The sequence below is a fragment of the Agrobacterium tumefaciens genome (assembly GCF_031801495.1).
Taxonomy (GTDB): domain Bacteria; phylum Pseudomonadota; class Alphaproteobacteria; order Rhizobiales; family Rhizobiaceae; genus Agrobacterium; species Agrobacterium tumefaciens_K.
Genome location: NZ_JAOEGC010000001.1, coordinates 1,433,969 through 1,456,355, shown reverse-complemented (window position 1 = coordinate 1,456,355; position 22,387 = coordinate 1,433,969). Strand labels below are relative to the sequence as shown.

Annotated in this window: 22 protein-coding genes; 17 read left to right on the top strand and 5 right to left on the bottom strand. The window is 58.9% G+C overall.

Going from position 1 to position 22,387, the window contains the following annotated elements:
• Window positions 1–2: 2 nt before the first annotated feature.
• Together N7578_RS06785 and N7578_RS06780 are read left to right on the top strand one after the other, a co-directional pair.
• Window positions 3–1,301: a L,D-transpeptidase family protein gene (locus N7578_RS06785; protein WP_311109516.1), complete on the top strand. Its 1,299-nt coding sequence runs from the start codon at window positions 3–5 to the stop codon at window positions 1,299–1,301.
• The gene (locus tag N7578_RS06780; protein ID WP_311109515.1) at window positions 1,298–1,531 is read left to right on the top strand and encodes a sulfurtransferase TusA family protein; all 234 of its coding nucleotides are present in this window, start codon (window positions 1,298–1,300) and stop codon (window positions 1,529–1,531) included. The genes N7578_RS06785 and N7578_RS06780 overlap by 4 nt, the downstream gene beginning before the upstream one ends.
• A gap of 7 nt (window positions 1,532–1,538) precedes the next feature.
• Here the strand turns inward: N7578_RS06780 and N7578_RS06775 are convergent, their stop codons facing one another.
• Window positions 1,539–2,675, bottom strand: coding sequence for a GTP-binding protein (locus N7578_RS06775; RefSeq protein ID WP_311109514.1), 1,137 nt, complete (start codon window positions 2,673–2,675; stop codon window positions 1,539–1,541).
• A 168-nt stretch (window positions 2,676–2,843) separates the two neighbouring features.
• Window positions 2,844–3,887: a D-alanyl-D-alanine carboxypeptidase family protein gene (locus N7578_RS06770; protein WP_311110075.1), complete on the bottom strand. Its 1,044-nt coding sequence runs from the start codon at window positions 3,885–3,887 to the stop codon at window positions 2,844–2,846.
• Between the two features lie 223 nt (window positions 3,888–4,110).
• On the opposite strand from N7578_RS06770, the gene N7578_RS06765 reads away from it, so the two are divergent.
• Both N7578_RS06765 and N7578_RS06760 read left to right on the top strand, forming a co-directional pair.
• Entirely contained in the window at window positions 4,111–5,274 is a 1,164-nt protein-coding gene (locus N7578_RS06765) for a M20 aminoacylase family protein (RefSeq protein WP_311109513.1), read from the top strand.
• Window positions 5,275–5,891: 617 nt separating this feature from the next.
• A complete protein-coding gene (locus N7578_RS06760) occupies window positions 5,892–6,191 on the top strand; it encodes a hypothetical protein (RefSeq protein ID WP_311109512.1) in 300 nt (99 codons plus the stop codon).
• Between the two features lie 70 nt (window positions 6,192–6,261).
• Here N7578_RS06760 and N7578_RS06755 read toward each other — a convergent pair whose 3' ends face one another.
• Together N7578_RS06755 and N7578_RS06750 are read right to left on the bottom strand one after the other, a co-directional pair.
• Window positions 6,262–7,626 (bottom strand): FAD-containing oxidoreductase, encoded by a 1,365-nt coding sequence (locus N7578_RS06755; RefSeq protein ID WP_311109511.1) that lies wholly within the window; start codon window positions 7,624–7,626, stop codon window positions 6,262–6,264.
• Window positions 7,623–8,081, bottom strand: a complete 459-nt coding sequence (locus tag N7578_RS06750) for a DUF4126 family protein (RefSeq protein WP_311109510.1) — start codon at window positions 8,079–8,081, stop codon at window positions 7,623–7,625. Before N7578_RS06750 ends, N7578_RS06755 begins: the two co-directional genes overlap by 4 nt.
• A gap of 431 nt (window positions 8,082–8,512) precedes the next feature.
• On the opposite strand from N7578_RS06750, the gene N7578_RS06745 reads away from it, so the two are divergent.
• Together N7578_RS06745 and N7578_RS06740 are read left to right on the top strand one after the other, a co-directional pair.
• The gene (locus tag N7578_RS06745) at window positions 8,513–10,255 is read left to right on the top strand and encodes a type I secretion system permease/ATPase (RefSeq protein WP_311109509.1); all 1,743 of its coding nucleotides are present in this window, start codon (window positions 8,513–8,515) and stop codon (window positions 10,253–10,255) included.
• On the top strand, window positions 10,252–11,556 hold the full coding sequence (locus N7578_RS06740; RefSeq protein ID WP_311109508.1) for an HlyD family type I secretion periplasmic adaptor subunit: 1,305 nt from the start codon (window positions 10,252–10,254) through the stop codon (window positions 11,554–11,556). The genes N7578_RS06745 and N7578_RS06740 overlap by 4 nt, the downstream gene beginning before the upstream one ends.
• 46 nt (window positions 11,557–11,602) lie before the next feature.
• On the opposite strand, the gene N7578_RS06735 is transcribed toward N7578_RS06740, so the two are convergent.
• A complete protein-coding gene (locus tag N7578_RS06735) occupies window positions 11,603–13,000 on the bottom strand; it encodes a family 16 glycosylhydrolase (protein WP_311109507.1) in 1,398 nt (465 codons plus the stop codon).
• 306 nt (window positions 13,001–13,306) lie between these two features.
• Between N7578_RS06735 and N7578_RS06730 the strand changes: the two genes are divergently transcribed.
• The 11 genes from N7578_RS06730 to N7578_RS06680 all read left to right on the top strand — a co-directional run bounded on the left by N7578_RS06730 (window position 13,307) and on the right by N7578_RS06680 (window position 22,264).
• Window positions 13,307–13,660 carry a helix-turn-helix transcriptional regulator gene (locus tag N7578_RS06730; protein WP_311109506.1) on the top strand — a complete coding sequence of 118 codons (354 nt, stop codon included), beginning with the start codon at window positions 13,307–13,309 and terminating at the stop codon, window positions 13,658–13,660.
• Window positions 13,654–14,076 (top strand): GNAT family N-acetyltransferase, encoded by a 423-nt coding sequence (locus tag N7578_RS06725; protein ID WP_311109505.1) that lies wholly within the window; start codon window positions 13,654–13,656, stop codon window positions 14,074–14,076. Before N7578_RS06730 ends, N7578_RS06725 begins: the two co-directional genes overlap by 7 nt.
• Window positions 14,069–14,596, top strand: a complete 528-nt coding sequence (locus N7578_RS06720) for an arsenate reductase ArsC (RefSeq protein ID WP_311109504.1) — start codon at window positions 14,069–14,071, stop codon at window positions 14,594–14,596. Before N7578_RS06725 ends, N7578_RS06720 begins: the two co-directional genes overlap by 8 nt.
• A gap of 1 nt (window position 14,597) precedes the next feature.
• On the top strand, window positions 14,598–15,656 hold the full coding sequence (arsB, locus tag N7578_RS06715; protein WP_311109503.1) for an ACR3 family arsenite efflux transporter: 1,059 nt from the start codon (window positions 14,598–14,600) through the stop codon (window positions 15,654–15,656).
• A gap of 2 nt (window positions 15,657–15,658) precedes the next feature.
• Window positions 15,659–16,084 (top strand): arsenate reductase (glutaredoxin), encoded by a 426-nt coding sequence (gene arsC, locus N7578_RS06710; RefSeq protein ID WP_311109502.1) that lies wholly within the window; start codon window positions 15,659–15,661, stop codon window positions 16,082–16,084.
• A complete protein-coding gene (gene arsH, locus N7578_RS06705) occupies window positions 16,077–16,787 on the top strand; it encodes an arsenical resistance protein ArsH (RefSeq protein ID WP_311109501.1) in 711 nt (236 codons plus the stop codon). Before arsC ends, arsH begins: the two co-directional genes overlap by 8 nt.
• Window positions 16,788–17,057: 270 nt before the next feature.
• Complete coding sequence (locus N7578_RS06700) at window positions 17,058–18,053, top strand: aliphatic sulfonate ABC transporter substrate-binding protein (protein ID WP_311109500.1); 996 nt, start codon at window positions 17,058–17,060, stop codon at window positions 18,051–18,053.
• A gap of 68 nt (window positions 18,054–18,121) precedes the next feature.
• On the top strand, window positions 18,122–18,919 hold the full coding sequence (locus N7578_RS06695; RefSeq protein ID WP_311109499.1) for an ABC transporter permease: 798 nt from the start codon (window positions 18,122–18,124) through the stop codon (window positions 18,917–18,919).
• The gene (locus N7578_RS06690) at window positions 18,916–19,647 is read left to right on the top strand and encodes an ABC transporter ATP-binding protein (RefSeq protein WP_311109498.1); all 732 of its coding nucleotides are present in this window, start codon (window positions 18,916–18,918) and stop codon (window positions 19,645–19,647) included. The genes N7578_RS06695 and N7578_RS06690 overlap by 4 nt, the downstream gene beginning before the upstream one ends.
• Before the next feature lie 50 nt (window positions 19,648–19,697).
• Window positions 19,698–20,774: an LLM class flavin-dependent oxidoreductase gene (locus N7578_RS06685; protein WP_311109497.1), complete on the top strand. Its 1,077-nt coding sequence runs from the start codon at window positions 19,698–19,700 to the stop codon at window positions 20,772–20,774.
• Window positions 20,771–22,264: an FAD/NAD(P)-binding protein gene (locus N7578_RS06680; protein WP_311109496.1), complete on the top strand. Its 1,494-nt coding sequence runs from the start codon at window positions 20,771–20,773 to the stop codon at window positions 22,262–22,264. Before N7578_RS06685 ends, N7578_RS06680 begins: the two co-directional genes overlap by 4 nt.
• Window positions 22,265–22,387 lie beyond the last annotated feature (123 nt).

The following is a 22,387-nucleotide window of genomic DNA, read 5'->3' as shown; positions in this document are numbered from 1 at the left end:
TCATGCGTTTGACACAATTTGCACTTCTTGCCTGTACGGCGCTCGTTCTTACCGGCTGCAACGACACGCTGGAAACCGTCGAGCGGGACGTATCCCACGTCAAGAACAAGGTTGACTATCCACTTGCGCCCGCAATTCTGGCCGAGATGGACAAGAAGAACATGGAGCGGACTTCGCCGATCGCGATCCGCATCTTCAAGGAAGAAGGCGTTCTGGAAATCTGGAAGGCCAAGCGCGACAACCGTTTCGACAAGATCGCCGAATACCAGATCTGCGCATGGTCAGGCAAACTCGGTCCCAAGATCAAGGAAGGCGACCGGCAGGCGCCGGAAGGTTTCTACAACCTGACGCCCGCGCACCTCAATCCGAACTCAAAATATTACCTCGCCATCAACACCGGATTTCCGAACCGCTACGATGCCGCCAATGGCCGCAACGGTACGAACCTGATGATCCACGGCGCCTGCTCGTCTTCCGGCTGCTATTCGATGACGGACGCGCAGATTCTTGAAATCTACGGTTTTGCGCGCGACGCCTTCAAGGGCGGCCAAAAAACCGTACAGTTGCAGGCCTTCCCCTTCCGCATGACGGCTGAGAACATGGCCCGTCACCGCAAGAGCGAGCATCTCGAATTCTGGAAAATGCTGAAGGTGGGCTACGACAATTTCGAAGTTACCAAGCGCCCGCCGGAAGTGAATGTCTGCGAGAAGAAATACGTCTTCAACCAGCAGGTCGAAGGTGGCGCATTCAACGCCTCCGGCCAGTGCCCGGCGATGAGCACCCCACCGGCGCTTGCGAGCGCACTGTTGAGCTATGACAAAACCTATGATCTCGCCTACGACAAGGCGATGAAAAAGTTCGACGGCATGGCCTGGTACGATCCGAGCGAAGCCGAGCGCAAGGCGCTCGTTGCCGAGAAACGCAAGGGCCGCGAACCTGCTTATGCCCCAACCGGATCGGCGCTGAAGGCCGGCAAGCTGATGAAGGAAACCGAATACGCCGCGCTGATGGAAAAGAAGGCGCAGCAGGTGACCACCACATCACCAGCGACGACGGCAACGGCATCAGCGCTGCGCACGCCTCATCCAACGGCAACGGCCACGCAGCCCGTAGCACCGCAGTCCAACCCTGCCCCGGCAGCACCCACGATGGTCGCCTCCGCGGCCCCCGCGCCCGGACAGAACGGTGCAACCGCACAGAGCGTTCCCGTTCCCACCATAAACCCGCTTGCCTATTCCGCAGCCCCACCGGCAGAAGCGCCGGAAAAGAAGCCGTTCTGGAAGTTCTGGGCCAAGGAATGACCGGCACGACCGATATCGTTTTCGACTTGAGGGGGCTTAAATGCCCCCTTCCGGTTTTGAGAAGCCGCAAGAAGCTCGCCGCCCTGCAAAGCGGTGACACGCTGACAGTCGAGACAACGGATCCGCTCGCGATCATCGACATTCCACACATGTGCAACGAAGACGGCCACACATTGCTGGAAACAGTGGCGACGGCCAAAGGCCATCGCTTCAGGATCATGAAGGGCTAGAGCGTTTCTAAAACTTCAACCCGGAGACGGCCAGCGGATTATCGGTCATCGCCTGACGATCCGGACGGTCGATACGCGGGGCGCCGGTAAAAGCCGCGAAAAGATCCTGCACAAAAGCCTCCGGCAGATCCTTGGTAATCAGCACCATGCGCGTGCGCTGATCAGCAGGATCCGGCCATGCAGCAAGGCGTTCCGGGGCGTGGAAGATGTTCTGCACACCATGCAACACCAACGGCCGCTCGGGGTTGTCCGAAACCTTCACGATGGCCTTCATGCGCAACAGCTTTTCACCGTGTGCCGAACGCAAGAGATCGACAAACATGTCGATTGCCATCGGGTCAATCGGCGCGTCATGGACGATTGAGAAGGAGCGGATCGAGTCATCGTGGCGATTAACGTCATGATGATGCCCGTGGTCGTGGTGGTGGTCATGGTGATGCCCATGGCCGTGGTGGTCGTGGCCATGCGTGTGCGCATCTTCCTCGCCCAACCACCGGCCGACATCCGCGCTCTTGCCTTCAAGGTTGTAAAGGCCGTTGTCCAGCAGTCCCGCAGCACTCCAGTCCTTCCGGTCACCATCTTCGATAACGGCACGGGGATTGAGTGACCGAAGACACGCCATCAGTTCGGAAAGGGCAGTCTCCTCCGCCAACGCCCGTTTCGTCACGACCAGCCGGTCGGCGACGGCCACCTGCTTGACCGCTTCCACATGATTGTCGAGCGTCGAGAGACCATTTACGGCATCCACGACAGTGACAACGCCGTTCAGCGCAAAGCCATGCGCGATGACCGGGTTGCCCATGACCGATTGCATGACGGGCGCCGGATCTGCAAGGCCCGTCGTTTCGATGACAACGCGGTTCACCCGCTTCAGCCTGCCGGTCTGCATGCCATCCATCAATTCCGCCAGCGTATCCACCAACTCGCCGCGCACGGTGCAGCACAGGCAGCCTTCGGCAAGCTCTATGATGCCGTCACCGGAGCTTTCCACCAGCATGTGATCGATACTGACGTCGCCGAATTCGTTGATGATGATCGCCGCATCGCTCATGGCCGGGTCTTTTAGCAGCCGGTTGAGCAGCGTCGATTTTCCAGCGCCGAGAAATCCGGTGATGATGGAAACCGGGATACGATCGCGAGACATGTCGTGCCTGTATATCTGAGGCCGTTCCAGAGTGAGCAAAATATTCAAACCGGAACCGCGCGGGAAAAAGAATGTCGCCCGAAGCGGTACGCCACAAGCGACATCGTAATATCATAACATATTGCCGTTGCGAACCGGGAAATCCGATGGCGGCTTCACATCGCGCAATCAGAAAGTCGGGCGCGGGATCGGGATCGGAACGTTGGCCAGCTCACCCTTTGCGGTATTGACCGCAACCGTTTCGCTGCCGGGAATAAGACCCGCAAAGGAATATTCCGGCGGACGCGTCATTTCCTTCACATAGGGCGAACGGATGACCATGCGGCCTGCTTCGTCACGGCTTTCGCTTCGCACCTTGGCTGCCTTGGGATTGCAGATATCGGCGCTGATGTCGTTTACCGTGTCGGTGTCGCCATAAGGCGCCAGAGACGCCAGAGAAACGCCCTGACCGGACGGCGATGTCAGTCCCATCTGCAAGAGATCGGCGGATTCGTCCGTACGGCCTGCAAGGCTGTCCGAACCGAGAACGACGGTGATGACCGAACGGCCGTTACGGGTGGCGGACGAGACCTGGTTGAAGCCGGAGGCGCAGATGAAGCCGGTCTTCATACCGTCAGCACCATCGAAGCGGCCGACCAGCATATTGAAGTTGGCATAATTTTTCTTGCCGGTGGTGACACCTTCCAGCGAAAAATAACCCGCATATTCGGGGAATTCGCGCTTGATGATGAGCGCAAGCAGCGCCAGGTCGCGCGCCGTGGTGTATTGCCCCTTACCGGGCAGACCGTTGGGATTGATGTAGTGCGTGGAACTCATGCCGAGCCGCTGCGCCTGTGCGTTCATCTGCGCCACGAAATTCTCGTTCGTGCCGCCGATCGTTTCGGCAATCGCCACCGCGACGTCATTGGCCGACTTGATGAGCAGCAGCTTCAGCGCGCTATCCAGCGTCAGCTTCTGGCCGGGTTTGAAGTACATCTTCGAAGCGGGCTGGTCGGCAGCTCTCTTGCTGAAAACAACCTCCGTCTGGGGGCTGAGCTTGCCAGCCTTCATCGCTGAAAAAGCGATATAAGCGGTCATCAGCTTGGTCAGCGAGGCCGGATACCACTTGCGGAACGCTTCCTGATGGGAAATCACCTTGCCTGTCTTGACGTCGATCACCATCTTGGGATTGGCGTTCGCCACGGGTACCGCGGCAATGAGGCCCGCCGTCATGATGGCAACGATTTTTGAAAGCCGTCGGACGGCGTTTGGCATTCTTATAGTCTGTGGCAAGGCGTATCCTCGAATTCCCGTGTTCGGTCGGGGACTGGCAATATTCACCATATATGTCCTAGCAATGGCAAAGTACATTGATTACGTCAATTATGCGGCGCACTATCCACCGTGGAGGAACACGTTTTGCGACCAGCCGTACCGATAAACCAGGAATGAGCGAATGCCGATTTTGAACAGAGCCGCCGAACTTCAACCGGAAGTCAGCGAATGGCGGCACTATCTGCATGAAAATCCCGAAATCCTCTATGACGTCCACAACACCGCAGCTTTCGTTGCCGAAAAGCTGGAGTCCTTCGGCGTTGACGAAATCGTGACCGGCCTTGGCCGCACTGGCGTCGTCGGCATCATTCGCGGAAAGGCACCGGGCCAGCGCACCATCGGCTTCCGTGCAGACATGGACGCGCTTCCAATCATCGAGGAAACCGGCAGGTCCTGGGCATCAAAAACCGAAGGCGCAATGCATGCCTGTGGCCATGACGGGCACACCGCCATGCTGCTTGGTGCTGCAAAATATCTGGCCGAAACAAGGAATTTCGCAGGGTCGGTGGCTGTTATCTTCCAGCCCGCCGAAGAAGGCGGCGCGGGCGCTCTGGCCATGGTCGAAGACGGGATGATGGAGCGCTTCGGAATCGATGAGGTCTATGGCATGCACAACATGCCGGGAATTCCGCTCGGTGCCTTCGCGATCCGTAAAGGCGGCATCATGGCCGCACCCGACAAATTCCAGATTACCGTCAAGGGCAGAGGCGGTCACGCCGCCCAACCGCACCGCACCATCGACCCGATCACCATCGGCGCGCAGATCGTCGGCAATTTGCAGATGATCGCCTCGCGCAACGCCGACCCCATCCGCTCGCTCGTCGTATCCGTCACCCGCTTTCACGCCGGTTCCAGCCACAACATCATCCCGAACGAAGCACTGATTGCCGGCACGGTGCGCAGTCTGGACGAAACCGTGCGCGATCTTGCGCAGGACCGTATCAAGCAGATGGCGGAGGGCATTGCACTCGCCAACGGTGCGGAAGCCGAAGTCGTTTACGAGCGTTATTGCCCGGTGACGTTCAATCACGCTGCCGAAACCGAGCACGCGATCCGCGTTGCCCGCGATGTGGCGGGCGAGCAGAATGTCGACCCCGATGTCGATCCATCGATGGCGGGCGAAGACTTTTCCTTCATGCTGAAAGAGCGGCCCGGCGCATTCATCTTCATCGGCAACGGCGATTCGGCCGGACTGCACAACCCGAGCTATGATTTCAATGACGAAGCCATCGCTTACGGCGTTTCCTACTGGGTGAAACTGGCTGAGCAGCGCCTCAACGACTGAACCGGGGAAAGAAACGCGAGGACAAGATCAACCGCGGTGAAGAACGCGGTTGATCCGCGGGGGTAGCCGGGTTAAAGAGCATCTCAAGTGTCCACGTAGCTCAGCAGGATAGAGCACAGGATTCCTATGATAATTGGGGGTTGCGTTTGGAAACGGCGCAATCGATCTGCTCAAAGTCGGGGAACGCTTCGTTGCACTCGCAACATGCCAATCCCGAGCCAAGCTTCGGAGAAATCCGTTGAAGGTGTAGAGACTGGATGGGCAGCACCTAACGGCTTCAAGCCCAAGGTGAAGGGACAGTCCAGACCACGAACGAGCCCGCCTGATGAAGACGGGACGGCGGCGAAAGCCGAAGTGGTACGAATCCTGGGGTCGGAGGTTCGAATCCTCTCGTGGACACCATTTTCCTGACAACATAATTCAAAACAAAATTTCGGCGTGGATACGCGCGGCTTTCTCCACCTTTGGCACCATCGATTGCAGGCATGATGCATATAGCCTAGGTTGCATCATAGCATTAAAATCGGCTCACGATGTCGCGATTAACGTCAAATACATCTCGTGCCTGCAGGATTGGGTGCCTATCTAAAGTATCGAGACAAGGGGAAGGAGATTAAATGATCGACGAATATGGTCCGCATGTGCAGATGGGCATGCTCGCGGAGCAGATGGCCAGTCGGTACCAGAAAGACGCAAACCTCGAACTTAAACCCCACCTTTCGCACTACATGGATGAGGTCGAGGTGAACATCGCTGCCGACAGGTTCGATCACGTAGGCTTCATGAACAAGATTCACGGGCGCCTGACAACGACGCTCGCAGCCACAGTCGATCCGCGGAGTCGGGAGTTTCTGCAAGCCTTGGTAGCCGCGCTTCAAGAGCGTATCGATCGCCACTCACTCGATGTTGTGCGTTAGCCTGCTGCAAACACAGCTCTTTTTTGGAAAAAGCCACGGTATCGAGGGGCGTTTGGTACCAGTCTGAAGCCTATTCTTTCATGCTGAGCACGACTGTCGGCCAGAATTCCGAGACAGTCGGGTGGATCGGCACCGCCCAACGCAACTGTTCGTAGGTGGCACCGGCGTTCATCATGTCGAGAATGCCGTGGATCGATTCATCTCCACCGGTACCGAGAATGGCAGCACCAAGGATTTCCTTGGTTTCCGCATCGGCGATGAATTTCATCAGACCTCGGGTTTCACCCTTTTCGACGGCGCGCCCGACGCGCGACATCGATTGCCGGCCGACGAGGATTTTCCTGCCGGTCTTCTTGGCTTCCGTCTCGCTCATGCCGATACGACCGAGTGGCGGGTCGATGTAAAGGGCATATCCGACCCGACGGTCGGACACCTTCCGATTTTCGCCATCAAAGAGGTTGGCCGCGACAATCTCGAAATCATTGTAAGCCGTGTGCGTGAAGGCGCCGCGGCCGTTGCAATCGCCCAGCGCCCACACGCCTGCGACATTGGTGGCGAGATGATCGTCCACCTTGATGTAACCACGGGTGTCCAGCTCGATACCCGTCTTGTCGAGACCGAGGTCGTCCGTGTTCGGACGACGGCCAACGGCGATCAGAACATCGGAACCGATGATCTCCTCCGCATCGGCACGGACATGGACGGCAACGCCGTCTCGATGCCTACGGAAACGAATGCCCTCCGCATTCGTATGGATGGTAATGCCTTCCGCCTCGAGAATATCCCGGATGGCCTCGGAAATTTCCGCGTCCTCCCGCGCAACGAGGCGAGGCCCCTTTTCGATGACCGTAACCTCCGCGCCGAAGCGGCGATACATCTGTGCAAACTCCAGGCCGATATAACTGCCGCCGATAATCACCAGATGTTCCGGCACGCGATCCAGCATGACGATGTCGCTGTTGGTCATGTAGGACACGTCATCGATACCCGGAAAATCCGGGATCGCGGCGCGACCGCCTACATTCAGGAAAATCTGCGGCGCGGTGAGAAGCTCGTCGCCCACGCGCACGGTGTTATTGTTTTCGAAACGTGCATGGCCGCGGATCAGCGTGCAGTTCGGCATGCTGCCAAGCCAGTTTTCGTTGCCGTGGCGGCTGTCCAGCGTGACCTGATGCGAGCGGCGCATCACCGATGGCATGTCGATTCCTATCTTGCCGTCCAGCACCACCCCATACTCCCCGCCGCGACGCGCAATGTGAGCGGCATAGGCACTGGCAACCAGGGTCTTGGTCGGCTTGCAACCGGTATTAACGCAGGTGCCACCCACATGTTTGCGCTCGATGATCGCAACCGTCTTGCCGGCATCGTTGAAACGTCCGGCAAGGGAAGGACCGGCCTGCCCCGCTCCGATGATGATGGCGTCAAAAGCCTTCATAGTGACGAAACGATCAGATAGGCACCGATGATCGCGACGGCGTCCTCGGTAAAGGCAGCCGGCGGATCCTTGCCGAAGCTGGCGGCCAGTTTGCCGCGAGCGGCAGCGCCGCCATAGGTACCGATCACCGCGCCGATGATACCGGCGATCAGTCCGACGATCCAGTTGCCGGATGGGACACCGATTGCGGCCCCCGTCAACGCGCCCATGATGATACGTGCGCCGAACTGCTGCGGCACCTTGCGGCTCGGTGTCGAAGGCAACTGGTCAGTCACCAGTTCGACGGCGGCAAGGATGGTGAAAATACCCACGGCCCAGATGGAGCCCATAAAGGCCAGCCAGGAACCGGAGAGATCGAGCCAGCCGAACCATGCGGCCCATGCAATGGCAGCCGGTGCCGTCATGGCACGAAGTCCGGCAATCACGCCAATCAGAAGTGCAAGCAAGAAAGACATCTTTACCTCAAGGTTGGTTATTCCAGGCGATGATAGAAAGATGATGCCAAACCTTCCCGAGTGTCTGTCTTTGAAGAATGCGAGACTTTGGGGCGTTGGAGGAATGCGATTTCCGGCTCGGTTTGTGTATCGATTTAAGCTGCTTTTTCGGTGCGTTTCAAGCGGCGTTGTTTGACGTTACCCGCATGATGTGCGGCTGTTCTCATCGAATGCTCTGGCAGGGACCTCATAAAACAGCGATGTCTCTCACGTACGTCAATACGGCACAGTCATCCGTGTGGCTTTAGGCGCAGCTTTACCACCGGTACACATGCGGAACATTTGCGCTTCGGAAAGCCGTCACCTTCCTCGACAATAGGGTACCCGGCCAACTCTCCTCACGGCGTCTGATCGGGCTCCCATGAGACTATAGCCCGAAGGACAAAGGCGACGTGCAATCTCCGCTGACATCAGAGACATTCAGAAGCACCGTTCTTCAACCGCTCAGAAGAGCGCTGTTCTGCATGGGCACGACAAGCGCCATCATCAATGTCCTGGCATTCACCGGCCCGATCTTCATGCTTCAGGTGTATGACCGGATTCTGCCGGGTCGCAGCGTTCCCAGTCTTATCGGTCTGGCGATCATTGCCGCAGCTCTCTTCATGTTTCAGGGCGTGCTTGAGCTGTTGCGATCCCTTCTGGTCGGCCGGATAGGTATATCGATCGATCAACGGCTCAACCAGGGCGTCCTTGAGGCGCTGGTTTCGACGCCGCTTACTGGATCGTGCGCCGCTGATGGGCTTCAGCCGGTCCGCGATCTAGATCAGGTCAGAAACTTTCTTTCCGGTCCCGGACCGGCAGCTTTGTTCGACCTTCCGTGGATACCGGTCTACATCGCCGTCTGTTTCCTGTTTCATGCGTGGATCGGGTTAGCTGCGCTGTGCGGCGCGGCCATCCTCGTGATCTTCGCGGTGCTTGCGGAAATCCTCTCCCAGCGCCCGGCGAAGGCAGCCGCACAATTTTCGGCGCAGCGACAGGCTTTTGCTGCCGATGTCCGGCAAAAACGGGAGGCCGTCATGGCGATGGGATTTTCCTCGCGGCTGGCAAAGCTGTGGGCCAGCACGAGCAACAGCTATTTCGCGAGCCAGATCAAGACCGGCAATATCGTCTCTCTGTTGACCACCTCGTCGCGTATTGCCCGGATGATGCTGCAATCGGGTGTGCTTGCTGTCGGCGCGTTTCTCGTTATCCGCGAAGAGGCAACGGGCGGCATCATCATCGCAAGTTCCATCCTCGTCAGCCGCGCACTGGCGCCGGTCGAGCTTTCGATAGGACAGTGGCGCAGCTTTGCCGCCGCCCGGCAAAGCTGGTCGCGCCTTTCCTCGCTTCTCGCCGGAATGCAGACAACAGACCGCACGGTGAAACTGCCTGCGCCGACCGCCACGCTGACAGTAGAGAACCTGTCGCTTGCCGCTAAGGGCAGACGCGAATTGTTGCTTCGAAACGTGTCTTTCAAACTGAGCGCCGGTGCCATCCTCGGTGTGATTGGCCCTAGTGCTTCGGGCAAGACATCACTGGCGCGGGCCTTGATCGGGCTCTGGCCATCGGTCGGCGACGCAATAAAACTCGACAATGCATCGTTGGCGCAATGGGAGCCCGCCGACCGCGGTCGGCATATCGGTTATCTGCCGCAGGATGTGCAGTTGCTGGACGGATCGATAGCGGACAACATTTCCCGCTTTGACGCCGACGCACCATCGGAGGCCATCATCGCGGCGGCCGATGCCGCCGGCATTCGCGAGATGATCGCCGGACAGCCGAATGGCTTTGAAACACGAATCGGAGAAGGCGGCGTCATGTTGTCTGCCGGGCAGCGGCAGCGTGTCGCGCTGGCGCGAGCCCTCTACGGTGATCCTTTCCTCGTGATTCTCGACGAACCCAATTCCAACCTCGATGCGGAAGGCGAGGCAGCGCTGGTACGGGCGCTCGGAACGGTGCGCGAACGCGGCGGTATTGCCGTTGTCATTGCTCATCGGCCAAACGTGCTCTCCGTTGCCGACCATATTCTCACGCTTGCCCACGGCAGGGTTCAGTCCTTCGGCCCGAAGGAAACCGTGCTGGCCCAGTCAGCGAAAGCGCCGATACCGGCGCCGCCAGCGTTCCGCGTCACCTACGGCAGGGACCTGGCATCATGAGCGGCATGGTCGAACTCGATATGGATAGAAGCATCCGCAGCCTCTCGCGCATCGTGTTCGCCACGATGTTCGTCCTCGTCGGCGTGGCAGGCGGACTTGCCGCAACGATCAACATATCCGGTGCGATCATCGCGTCCGGTACGCTGGTCGTCGATACCCAGGTAAAGCCGGTGCAGCATCTCAAGGGCGGTATCGTGCAGGAAATCCTCGTGCGCGATGGTGAGAAGGTCGAAGCCGGACAGGTTCTGTTGCGTTTCGACGGGACACAGGCGCGCGCCAACCTCGCCATCATCCGCAAGCGGCTGAAGGAACTCTCCGCCATCGCCACCCGGTTGCAGGCCGAACGTGATGCGGCGACGATGTTGCCTGTCAGCGAGAAGCTGAAAACCTCCGATCCGGAAAGCTTCCGCCTGCTGGTCGGCGAAGAGCGCCTGTTCAAAGATCGGCTTTCCTCCAGAGAAGGCCGGAAGTCGCAACTTCGCGAACGCATCCGGCAATTACGGCAGGAAGCCGAAGGGCTCGCCGCGCAGGAAAAAGGCAAGCGGCTGGAAATCGATTTGGTGGAAAAGGAACTTGCCAGCCTTCGCAACCTCCTGGATCAGGGCATCGTTTCCGCCGCCCGCGTCTACTCCCTGCAACGGGAAAGCGCGCGATTGTCGGGCGAACTCGGCAACTTCATCGCTTCCGTTGCGCAGGTGAAGGGACGCATCACGGAAACGGAGCTGCAGATCATCCAGATCGAAGACGACCATGGCAGCGAGGTGTCCGAACAGCTTCGGCAGACACAAGGGGATATTGGCCAGTTTTCCGAACGGCTGATCGCCGCCGAAGACGACCTCAAACGTATCGATATCCGCGCGCCACAGGCGGGTGTGGTCGACCAGCTGGCAATCCATTCCGCTGGAGCCGTTGTGAGTGCGGGTGAAACGATGCTGCGGATCGTTCCGAGCGAAGACCATCTGACGGCCGAGCTTCGGATTGCGCCACGCGATATCGACCAGATTTCCGCCGGTCAGCCTGTCATTCTCAACCTGTCAGCCTTCAATCACCGCGACACGCCCGAACTCGACGCCCGCATTTCCAATGTTTCTGCCGATCTTCTGGAAGACAGGCAGACGGGAGAAAAATATTACCGCGCCAGGGCAACAATCGAAGTCGACGAGTGGAAACGACTGGGTGAAAGACAGGCGGTTCAGGGCATGCCGGTCGAGGGATTTGTGCAGACGGGAGAGCGCAGCGTGCTTGCCTATCTGGCCAAGCCGATGTCCGATCAGATCGGCCACGCATTTCGGGAAAACTGAAAGCCATGCGGCGAAAAAAATCGCAGCATGGACACGTTGCCTGATCTCAGACGTACCAGTCATCGATCGAATAAGCCTTGATGTAATCGATCTTCATCTGCGAGCCATCGCTGAAGTCCTCGGCTGACGGTGTGCCGGCCATGCCGCCAACAGCAAGGTTGACGAGCATGTACATCGGATCGTGCATATCCGATGGCGTGTCGATCTGCGCCACCGCCACATCGTCAATGTACCAGGTGATATGATCTTCTTCCCACAGGACGCCGTAGGTGTGGAACCCTTCCGTGCTCGCAACGCTGACATTGTTGATGATCGACGACTGCGAGCCGGTTTCGTTGGAGTGGGCCGACATGATGACTGTGTTGGGATTCTGCCCGCGCATTTCTACCACATCAAGCTCCGGCGGCCATGAGCCATCGGCCGGAAGCAGCCAGAAAGCTGGCCAGGCGCCATAGTCTTCGGGCATGTCCGCACGGATTTCAAAGTATCCGTAGGTCTGGCTGAATGACGAATAGGTGTTCAGCATGCCGGACGTGTAGTCGTAACCATTCACCTCGCTCTCGATCGATGAGGGAGTGGCGGCAGCGGTAATCGTCAGAACACCGTTTTCGACCGAAAATGGATTGACGGAGGATGTCGGCTCATAGGACGGGTTGATGTACCACTGCTTTTCACCATTATTGGTAAGCGTGCTGCCCTTTTCCGGCGCCCACCAGTATTTGGCGTCCCAGACACCGCTTTCGCCGTCACGCAGCGACAGAAAATTGAAGTCATCCGAAAAGGTTGCCGTGAGTACCGAGCGGTCCAGACTGAGTTCGAACTGGTCAGCCTGCAATTCGTCAGCGGTCGTGTTGGCCAGAACGACACTTTCGCCGTTTCCAAGATTGAGCCACAGATCGCTTCCCTGCTGCGTGGCATTGCTTATCAGCTGATCGAATGACGTGACGCCGTAGTCGTTGAGGCGGATGGTGTCATCGGCACCGAAATCCGTGACGAGATCGGTGCCGTTGCCTTTCGTGACGATGAACGTGTCTGCGCCACCTCCACCGATCAGCACGTCGTTGCCTGCGCCTCCGTCGATGGTCTGCGAGCCCGAACCGCCGGTGATGATGTTGTCGAGGTCGTTGCCAAAGGCGTAACGGCCGTTTCCGGTTACGCGCAGGTTCTCGAAATTGTCAGGCAGCGCGTAACTCATCCATGTGTCAATGGTGTCGATACCCTCCCCGGCATTTTCGACCGCCCGATTGATTCCCGAATAGAGGTAGTAGATGTCATCGCCCGTACCGCCGATCATCGTGACGTCCACGGAACTGTCACCCCACATGGAATCGTTTCCTGTCCTGCCGTAAAGCTGAGGGCCGGAATTGGTGGCAGAGAAGAAACCTGTGGAGCTTCCGCTGTAGTAGAGTGTCTCGCCAAGCGCATTCAAAACTGTCTGGGCCATCGCCATGCCTCCTGTTCGTGGTGGTCCTCCGCAACTCTCCCCCTGATGAAAAGGTAACAGGCCGGCTTTTCTGATTTAGGGCGAAAATGAGATGTCCTGTTCCAATACGGGAATGGCCCTGCAAAACTGCGACCGTGCTTAACCGCACGTATTGCTCCGGCACAATCGCCACATTCCCTGAACCGTTCTGGAACATGGACCCTCGAGGCGAATGCCACAACAAAGCCCCCCCCCCCGCAGATCACTTAACCGCAGATGTGGCGATATATGACTTGACCTCGCAAATATATCCATTATTCTGGATATATGGAAAGCAACTATGCAATCGCGGCCCTTGCGGCCCTGGCCCAGACTACCCGGCTCGAGACATTCCGGCTCCTCGTAAAACATGAACCGGACGGCGTTCCGGCGGGAGAACTCGCGCGACTGATCGACGTGCCGCAGAACACCATGTCAGCGCATCTCGCCACGCTGTCCCGCGCAGGATTGGTGAGGAGCGAACGCCAGAGCCGATCGATCATATATCGGGCAGATCTCAACGGTTTGCGTGACCTGACGCTGTTCCTGCTCAAGGACTGCTGCGGCGGCTCTACGGAGCTTTGCGCGCCACTCATCGCTGAACTGACACCCTGCTGCGCCCCGGAGGCGAAGCCATGTTGAGCGCGATCACCTTAAACGAAGTACCAGGCAGCAATCCCTGTTTCCATAATACGCGCCGCGGACCTGCCCACGATGACATCGAAGATGCGCGCCGTACCTTCTTTGAAGCGGTTCGGGGCGGCGACGATTACCTGCTGCGGTCTGTTGTCGCGTGCTTCTGGCGCATCGCGGCCATGGCCTATCGCCTAGGACAGGCGATCGTTGTGACAACGCGACGAGGAATTGGCGGCAATATCTTCCTCGCCACGACGAGCGCCGCGCCGTTTTTTTCGTGCATCGGGTTTTCAGAGGTGCCTCGCGCCGAAGTGCCGGCCGCGGAGCTCGCAACCTCAGCGGTCCACCATCTTCCCCTCGTCGGCGACCATCATGATGCTCGACAGGCCTCCAACCTAACGACGGACCAAGACCATGACTGACAAGATTTATAACGTCCTGTTCCTCTGCACGGGCAATTCCGCTCGTTCCATTCTCGCCGAAGCCATCCTCAACAAGGAGGGCGGCGGCCGGTTCAAAGCCTATTCCGCCGGTAGCCAGCCGAAGGGTGAGGTCAATCCGCACGCGCTTAAGGAACTGGATGCGCTCGGCTATCCGTCCACGGGTTTCACGTCGAAGAGCTGGGATATATTTGCTGAGCCAGGCGCCCCGGAGATGGATTTCATCTTCACCGTTTGCGACAGCGCAGCGGGCGAGGCCTGTCCGGTATGGATCGGCCATCCGATGACTGCCCACTGGGGTGTCGAGGACCCGGCCGCGGTGATTGGCACGGAAATCGAGATCCAGCGTGCCTTCGCCCAAGCTGCACGTTTCTTGAAGAACCGGATCACCGCCTTCATAAACCTGCCGATAGCCTCAATCGACCGCCTGGCCCTTGAACAGCACGTTCGCCAGATCGGTTCGCTCGAGGGCGCTTCGGTCAAATCTGCGAAGGCTGAGTAACATGTCAACATTCGAGCGATACCTGACCGTCTGGGTCTTTCTCTGCATCGTCGTAGGCGTTGTGCTCGGTCATCTGATGCCCGGCTTCTTCCAAGTTGTCGGAGCTGCCGAGATCGCCAGGGTGAACATCCCTGTCGCCATACTGATCTGGCTGATGATCATCCCGATGCTGCTCAAGATCGACTTTCGGTCGTTGGGGCAGGTCGGGTCGTACTGGCGCGGTATTGGTGTCACCCTTTTCATCAACTGGGCCGTGAAGCCGTTCTCCATGGCGCTGCTGGGCTGGCTCTTCATAGGCTGGCTGTTTCGACCCTATCTTCCGGCAGACCAGATCGATTCCTACATCGCAGGGCTCATCATTCTTGCGGCAGCGCCCTGCACCGCCATGGTCTTCGTCTGGAGCAACCTGACACGAGGCGAACCGCTGTTCACCCTCTCGCAGGTTGCCCTGAACGACGCGATCATGGTCGTTGCCTTCGCACCGATCGTCGGCCTGCTGCTTGGTCTTTCCGCGATCACGGTGCCGTGGGCGACGCTTGCCCTGTCGGTGGCGCTTTACATCGTGGTGCCCGTGATCATCGCGCAGATCATACGGAGCCGCCTGACGGCAGATGGAACGAACAGCGTACTCGACGGCCTGCTTGCCAAACTCCAGCCGATGTCGCTGGCGGCCCTGCTGGCGACGTTGGTGCTGCTCTTTGCTTTTCAGGGCGAACAGATCATCGCTCAGCCGACCATCATCGCTCTTCTCGCGGTTCCGATCCTCATACAGGTCTATCTGAATTCCGGGCTTGCCTATCTTCTGAACCGGATGTCGGGAGAGCGCCATTGCGTCGCCGGACCCTCCGCACTCATCGGCGCCAGCAACTTCTTCGAATTGGCGGTCGCCGCCGCCATAAGCCTGTTCGGATTTCAGTCTGGCGCGGCACTGGCCACTGTCGTCGGAGTTCTGATCGAGGTTCCGGTGATGCTGTCCGTCGTCTGGATCGTGAACCGCTCGAAGGGTTGGTACGAAGCATCGCCCGCTGTCGCTCGCAAGACCATCACCGAAAGGATCTGACTATGGACGTTACCATCTATCACAACCCGGCCTGCGGCACATCGCGGAACACGCTCGAGCTCATCCAGCATGCTGGGATAGAGCCCATCGTCATCGAATATCTGAAGCATCCTCCGAGCCGTGAGCAACTGGTTCGGATGATTGCCGATGCAGGCCTTACAGTGCGTCAAGCTATCCGCGAAAAGGGGACGCCTTACGCCGAACTCGGCCTCGACAATCCGGACCTCAGCGATGACCAATTGCTGGATGCGATGCTTGAGGCTCCGATCCTGATCAATCGTCCATTCGTCATCACCCCGATGGGAACCCGGCTGTCGCGTCCTTCCGAGGCCGTTCTCGATATCCTGCCCGCGGACGCCTTCAAAGGGCCGTTCACCAAGGAAGACGGCGAACAGGTACTCGACGCGGAAGGAAAGCGTATTGTCTGATACATTTCCCGCTTTGCAGGACGAACATCTTCAGCCCATTGAGGCAGGATCGCTGCGGCCTGCATTCTCGACCCACAAGCCACGTATCCTGATTCTGTATGGATCGCTTCGTGAGGTTTCGTATAGCCGCTTTCTCGCTTTCGAAGTTCGCCGCCTCCTCGAACGACTGGATTGCGAAGTGCGGATATTCGATCCGAAGGGCTTGCCGCTTCCGGACGAAGCACCGGTCAGCCATCCCAAGGTTCAGGAACTGCGCGAGCTTACGCAGTGGTCAGAAGGACAGGTCTGGATCAGCCCCGAGCGGCATGGGGCGATGACCGGCATCATGAAATCGCAGATCGACTGGATTCCGTTGTCGGTCGGCTCCATACGTCCGACACAGGGCAAAACGCTCGCCGTGATGGAAGTGTCCGGCGGCAGCCAGTCGTTCAACGCCGTGAACCAGATGCGCATCCTCGGACGATGGATGCGGATGATCACCATTCCCAACCAGTCGTCGGTCGCAAAAGCCTATCAGGAATTCGGTGAAAATGGCCGAATGAAACCATCGCCCTATTACGACCGGGTCGTCGATGTCTGCGAGGAACTGGTCAAATTCACCATCCTCACGCGTGACGCCTCGTCCTACCTCACCGATCGCTACAGCGAGCGGAAGGAAGAAGCGGTCGCGCTGGAGAAACGGATTTCGCTCAAGTCGATCTGACCGGGAGAGCAGTCGCGTCGACTGGCTGCTGGCTGACGACGCGCTGCCGTGACAAACCCCACTATACTGATCGCACCAAGCCGGTGCGATTACGACGCATGCCCCGCCTCTGCATCCCACTTCATCTGCGGGAACCGGCATGACACCGTACCGGGCCAGACGGGACGGATTTTCCTCGAAACAATGCATTTATGGAATGCGTTACCGCGACCTTTGCCAGACATGCACGATACCTATTAGTCTATAGATTTAATAGATTGGATAGGCACCATGGTTTTCAAACTCTCCCGCCGCAGCGCCCTCAAGCTCGGCGCTGGCGCTGCCCTCGCATCGCCGCTCGGGATCGACTTCGCTTCGGCACAGACCTCGTCGGAATTCCCTGCAGAGCTACGGCTGGATTGGGGATTCTATTCTTCTCACACGCTTCTCATCAAGAACAAGGGCTGGCTGGAGGAGGCGTTCAAGGACGTCGGCACCAAGATCACCTGGGTGCAGTCGCGCGGCAGCAACAACTCCCTGGAATTCCTCAAGGTCGGCTCGACCGACTTCACAGGTTCGGCAGCACTTTCCGCCTTCCTTTCGCGTGCCAATGGCGTCCCGCTCAAGGTCATCTATGTGGCAAGCTGGGGTGGTTCGTCGATCATTCAGGTGAAAAACGATTCTCCGCTGCAATCGGTCGCTGACCTGAAGGGTAAGACAATTGCCGTCACCAAGGGAACGGCCCCCTATTTCACGCTCGTTCGCGCCCTCGCCAAATCCAATCTGACCATCAACGATCTCAAGGTCGTCAACCTTCAGCATCCCGAAGGTTTTGCCGCACTGCGGCAGGGTCAGGTCGACGCATGGGTGGGAATCGACCCACAGACGGCGCAGGCGGAAATCGCCGGGGACCGGGCGATCTTCAACGACCGCAGTTGGCGTGAAGGCAGCGTCTTCAGCACATCGGAAGAATTTCTCGGCAAATATCCGAAGGCAGTCGAACGCGTCCTTGGCGTGTGGGCTGAGACACAGAAATGGATTCGCGAAAACAATGAGGAATTTGTTGCCTTCGTCACCCAGCAGGCCGGCGGCGACCCGGAAGTGACGAAACGCAGCATCGCCCGCCGCGACTGGACCGATCCGGTTCCCGGCGACGAACTGCTCGCTTCGATCAGGACGGCTACGCCACTGCTCGGTTCTGAAGTGCTGCGACCCGGCACCAATGTCGAAGACGTGCTTGGACAGCTTCTCGATCCAGCACCGGCCCGGAAAGTTCTTGGGGCATGACCTTTTCAACCCAGGAATTCAGGGGCGAAGCTCGAAGCGAACCGGCGAAGACGCAATCGGCGGGGCCAATGTCCCGATTAGGCGGCAAGCTGCTGTCCCTCGACCTGCGTGGAGCGATCGTGCCGGTTGGCGCGCTCGTTCTGCTCGAATTGTTCGTGCGCATGGGGTGGGTGAGTCCCTATGTGCTTCCGCCTCCATCCGATCTCTACACGACCTTCCTCTATCTTGCGGAAGGTCCGCTCTGGACCAACATCGGCGCCAGCGCCCTGCGTGTTCTGATCGGCTTTACCTTCGGCTCGCTTCTCGCCATCGCCATCGGCTCGATCGTGGGGCTGTGGTACTCGGCGGAACGGTATCTTGAACCGAGTTTCCAGGCGCTGCGCGCCGTCCCCAGTCTGGCCTGGGTGCCGCTTCTCATGATCTGGTTCGGCATCGGTGAAACGTCCAAGATCGTGCTGATCGCCAAAAGCGCCTTCTTCCCGGTTTATCTCAGCCTGTTCTCCGGCATTCGCAATGTCGACAGAAAGCTGGTCGAGGTCGGCGAAATGTATCGTCAGCCCTTGCCGGTTCTGGTCTGGCGTATCCTTATTCCGGCATCGCTGCCGCATCTGTTCACCGGCCTGCGTTACGGCCTGTCGCTGGCATGGCTGAGCGTCGTCGCAGCCGAACTGCTCGCTGCCTCAGAGGGCATCGGTTATATGCTGTCGGACGGGCGTGAGCTTTCGCGGCCCGATCTCGTTCTCATAGCAATCATCTGTCTGGCTGTGCTCGGCAAGATTTCGGACAGCCTGTTCAAGCTGATTGAGGACCGGTGCCTTTCATGGCGCGATAGCTATTCGACCTCGATTGGAGGACGACCGGCATGAGCCTTCTCGATATTGATGTCCGCGAAAAAGCCTTCGGCGAAACCGTCGTCCTGCACGATATCCGGTTGAGCCTGAACAACGGCGAGGCTGCCGTGCTGCTCGGCCCCAGCGGATGCGGCAAAAGCACCTTACTGCGCATTGCGGCCGGTCTTGACAAACGGTTTTCCGGTAGCGTTTCGGTGAAGGCGGACCAGATCGGGAGCAGATCGACGCCGCCCGTCGCCTTCGTCTTTCAGGAGCCGCGCCTGATGCCCTGGCTCACCGTGGCCCAGAATATCGGTTATGCGGACGGATCTCGCTATGACCGCCCCCGTGTTGAGCGGCTGATCGCAGATGTCGGATTGAATGGTCACGCCGGAACCCTGCCGAAGGCACTTTCGGGAGGCATGGCGCAGCGTGTCGCCATTGCCCGCGCTCTTTACACCGAGCCCCGTATTCTCCTGCTGGATGAACCCTTCAGCGCCGTTGATGCCTTCACCCGGATGAAACTGCAGGATCTGGTGCTCAAGCTGGTGGAACAACGTGGCATTTCATTTCTGCTGGTGACGCATGATATCGATGAGGCGCTCTATCTCGGAGACCGCATCTACATGATGGGCGCCAGCGACGGCGGAATTCAGCACGATCTTTCCGTGGACGTTACCCGCCCACGCGACCGGCGTGCCGCACGGCTGGCGGAACTCAAGAGCGATGTGCTGACGGCGCTGCAGGCTGCCCACGTCATTTGAACGGGCTGGTTTTGCCCGCCCTTTCCCTTCATTCAGCAGATAGACAACAGATGACACAACAGTCCGAATTCCTCTGGTACATCCCCAACCAAGTCGTTGCCGGTCATCGTGGCGAACCAGTCACAAACGACCACAACAGCCTCGACACCCTGACAAGTCATGCCAAGGCGCTCGAGGACCATGGCTGGAAAGGCGCCCTGCTCGGCGCTGGCTGGGGCCGTCCGGACACATTTACGGTGGCGACGGCACTTGCAGCCAGAACGACGACCTTCGAGCCGCTCATCGCCGTTCGTCCCGGATACTGGCGGCCGGCAAATCTAGCCTCCTCCATAGCCACGCTCGATCACCTCACCCGTGGCCGTGTGCGGATCAACATCGTGTCAGGGCAGGACAGCATTTCCGCCTATGGCGATCAGGAAGGCGAACAGGCGGAACGTTATGACAGGACGCAGGAGTTCATGCGGCTTGTGCGGCGGCTCTGGACGGAAGACAACGTCACGTTCAAGGGCAAGCACTATTGGGTCGAAAACTCCACGGTGACGCCGCGCATCGGGTCGACACCGGAACGCGCAACGCCGAAGCTGTATTTCGGTGGCGCCTCGGCGGCAGCCGAACGCGTTTCGGCAAGCGAGGCGGACGTTCAGCTTTTCTGGGGCGAGCCTCTTGAAGGGATCGCGGCGCGCATCGACCGTCTGAAGCAACTCAGCAAGACGCAGGATCGTGACCTGCCCCCACTCGAATTCGGGCTGCGCATCACAACCTTCGTGCGCGACACCACCGAACAGGCCTGGGCCGAAGCTGAAGCAAAGGTCGCGGAAATGGCAAGGGTCGGCAAAAATGACTGGGTGGACGATCGCCGCCCGCAGGCCGTCGGCCAGCAGCGTCTCTATGACTTGCAGAACAAGGGCGATGTACTGGACGAAAATCTCTACACCGCGCCGGGAAAATTCGGCGGCGGCGGCGCGGGGACGACATGGCTTGTCGGTTCGCCCACAGATGTGGCGCGGTCGCTGAAGCGCTACCGCGATCTGGGTATCACCCATTTCGTGCTTTCTGACACGCCCTATCTTCGGGAAATTTCGCGTCAGGGCGATCAGCTTCTGCCGTTGCTGCGCGAACCCGCATGACGGCGACAACACGACATTCCATCACGCAGCAAGGCACAACGGCCGAAGACGTCGAGCACGGCCTGCCACCAGTGATCCTGATCATCGGTGGCGGCTATGCCGGTGCGGCTCTGACAATCCGGCTGCTTGAGCAATGGAAAAGCCCCCTTCGTATCGTGATCGCCGAACCACGACCATCCGTTGGCCGAGGGCAGGCCTATAGCACCGTAGAAACGGCGCAACTGATGAACGGCCCGGCTGGGAATTTCTCAATCCATCCGCATGATCTTGCGCATCTGGCGCGATGGGTAGCGAAACAATCTGCAGATCACGGTGTACCCTTGACTGACGAAAACGCCGAAAAGCGCTTCATCCCCCGCCACCTGTTCGGGTGTTACGTTGAGCAGGAACTGCAGCAGTCAATCCGGCAATCCGCGCCGACAGCCGGTGTCGAGCACTGCCACTCGGAGGTCGTCCGGCTTGATCGCCTTCCCTCCGGCGGCCTGAAAGCTCAATTGGCAGATGGGCGAGTTTTAAGCGCCGATTTTGCCGTTCTGGCAACTGGCGTCTTTCCGCTTGCTGCCGATCCCGCACTAAGCGCACTGTCGGGCGACGGGCGGCTGACAACGCCCTGGGAATCGGAAAAACTCGACCGCCTGAGCAAGGCGAAGGATATTCTGATCGTAGGCGCGAGCCTCAGTATGGTCGATACAATTGCCAGCCTTGAAGCACGCGGTTGTCGTGGGCGTTATCACGTCATCTCGCGCCGTGGGCATCTCATCGAACCCGTGCGGGTCGCAGGCGAGCCGATCGATATCATCGATGCGGATGCTTTGCCGGCGACGGCGCGCGAGCTTCTTGCCCTTGTCATCAAGGCACGCCGCGCGCTTCTTGCCGAAGGGCGCGACTGGCAGGTCATCCCCCTCAGTCTGCGACCGTTCATCCTGCCCATGTGGTTACAGGCAACCACGGCCGAGCGGCTGCGTTTCGTGCGACACCTGCGCTCTTTGTGGGATGTCACGGCCCATCGTGCGGCACCTCCATCCTATACCGCGGTGGAAGCGGCCAGAAACGCCGGGCGGTTTACGGCCCGCGCAGCCCGCCTGCTGTCCGCGGTACCGGCAGGTGAGCAGATAGAGGTGGTTTTGCGACCCCGCTGTCAAAAGCACTCGGAGATGGTTCTGGTCGACGGCATTGTCGATGCCCGCGGGCATCAGGAACACAACTGGGGCCGGATAACCTCGCCTCTCGTGAAAAACCTTCTCGAAAACGGCCTTGTCCTCCGCCACGACACCGGTTTCGGCATCAATGCCACGCCAGACGGCGTCGTGATCGGCCGGGATGACGTTGCCCACGGCGATCTTTTCGCCATCGGTCATCCGCTGCGTGGCGTTGCCTGGGAATCCAGCTCGTTGACGGAGCAACGTGCGCAGGCCGAGGCACTGGCAGTTAAAATCGTAGACGCCCTCGTGGCTGCGAGAAAACCGGCGGGCAGACGGCTCGCCTCCTGACATTCACGAGATATTTCCCGGTGACCGGCCTCCAACGCCCGAACATCCATGACGTCGGCGCGTGGCTTGCCCCACCTGGCGAACGCTTTTTCATCCAAATTTAATTATGCAAAAAAACAAAAA